Raw genomic sequence first — 1,842 nt, forward strand, 5'->3', positions numbered from 1 at the left:
CACCAGGGTGGTATTTCAAGGACGGCTCCGCAGAAACTGGCGTTTCTGTTTCACAGCCTCCCACCTATCCTACACAAGTGACTTCAAAGTCCAATGCAAAGCTGCAGTAAAGGTTCACGGGGTCTTTCCGTCTAGCAGCGGGGAGATTGCATCTTCACAACCATTTCAACTTCGCTGAGTCTCGGGAGGAGACAGTGTGGCCATCGTTACGCCATTCGTGCGGGTCGGAACTTACCCGACAAGGAATTTCGCTACCTTAGGACCGTTATAGTTACGGCCGCCGTTTACTGGGGCTTCGATCCGATGCTTGCACATCTTCAATTAACCTTCCAGCACCGGGCAGGCGTCACACCCTATACGTCCACTTTCGTGTTGGCAGAGTGCTGTGTTTTTAATAAACAGTCGCAGCCACCTATTCTCTGCGGCCCTCTCTGGCTTACGGAGCGAGTCCTTCACCTGAAAGGGCATACCTTCTCCCGAAGTTACGGTATCAATTTGCCGAGTTCCTTCTCCCGAGTTCTCTCAAGCGCCTTAGAATTCTCATCCTGCCCACCTGTGTCGGTTTGCGGTACGGTTCTGATTCAACTGGAGCTTAGTGGCTTTTCCTGGAAGCGTGGTATTTGCCGCTTCGCAACCTTGGTTGCTCGTTATCGCATCTCGGTGTTGAGAAAGAGCGGATTTGCCTACTCTTTCCACCTACGTGCTTGAACAGACTATTCCAACAGTCTGCCGGCATAACCTTCTCCGTCCCCACATCGCATTGAATCAAAGTACGGGAATATTAACCCGTTTCCCATCGGCTACGCATTTCTGCCTCGCCTTAGGGACCGACTCACCCTACGCCGATGAACGTTGCGTAGGAAACCTTGGGCTTTCGGCGAGCGGGCTTTTCACCCGCTTTATCGCTACTCATGTCAACATTCGCACTTCTGATACCTCCAGCAGACTTTACAGTCTGCCTTCGCAGGCTTACAGAACGCTCCCCTACCATGCGTAAAAACGCATCCGCGGCTTCGGTTACAGATTTGAGCCCCGTTACATCTTCCGCGCAGGAAGACTCGACCAGTGAGCTATTACGCTTTCTTTAAATGATGGCTGCTTCTAAGCCAACATCCTGGCTGTCTGTGCCTTCCCACTTCGTTTACCACTTAATCTGTCATTTGGGACCTTAGCCGGCGGTCTGGGTTGTTTCCCTCTTGACAACGGACGTTAGCACCCGCTGTCTGTCTCCCATGATTGCACTTTCCGGTATTCTGAGTTTGCCATGGGTTGGTAAGTCGCAATGACCCCCTAGCCATAACAGTGCTTTACCCCCGGAAGTGATACATGAGGCACTACCTAAATAGTTTTCGGGGAGAACCAGCTATCTCCGAGTTTGTTTAGCCTTTCACCCCTATCCACAGCTCATCCCCGCATTTTGCAACATGCGTGGGTTCGGACCTCCAGTGCGTGTTACCGCACCTTCATCCTGGCCATGGATAGATCACTCGGTTTCGGGTCTACACCCAGCAACTTGGCGCCCTATTAAGACTCGGTTTCCCTGCGCCTCCCCTATCCGGTTAAGCTCGCTACTGAATGTAAGTCGTTGACCCATTATACAAAAGGTACGCAGTCACCCCATACGGGGCTCCCACTGTTTGTATGCATCAGGTTTCAGGTTCTGTTTCACTCCCCTCCCGGGGTTCTTTTCGCCTTTCCCTCACGGTACTGGTTCACTATCGGTCGATGATGAGTATTTAGCCTTGGAGGATGGTCCCCCCGTCTTCGGACAGGATTTCACGTGTCCCGCCTTACTTGTCGTACGCTTAGTACTTCCAATGGGATTTCGAATACGGGGCTATC

1 rRNA gene is annotated in these 1,842 nt (G+C 52.1%); it reads right to left on the reverse strand.

From position 1 onward, the window contains the following. Window positions 1-1,842: ribosomal RNA gene (locus G392_RS0109610) — 23S ribosomal RNA — on the reverse strand; the annotation flags it as partial.

This window comes from Conchiformibius kuhniae DSM 17694, assembly GCF_000428785.1.
Classification (GTDB): domain Bacteria; phylum Pseudomonadota; class Gammaproteobacteria; order Burkholderiales; family Neisseriaceae; genus Conchiformibius; species Conchiformibius kuhniae.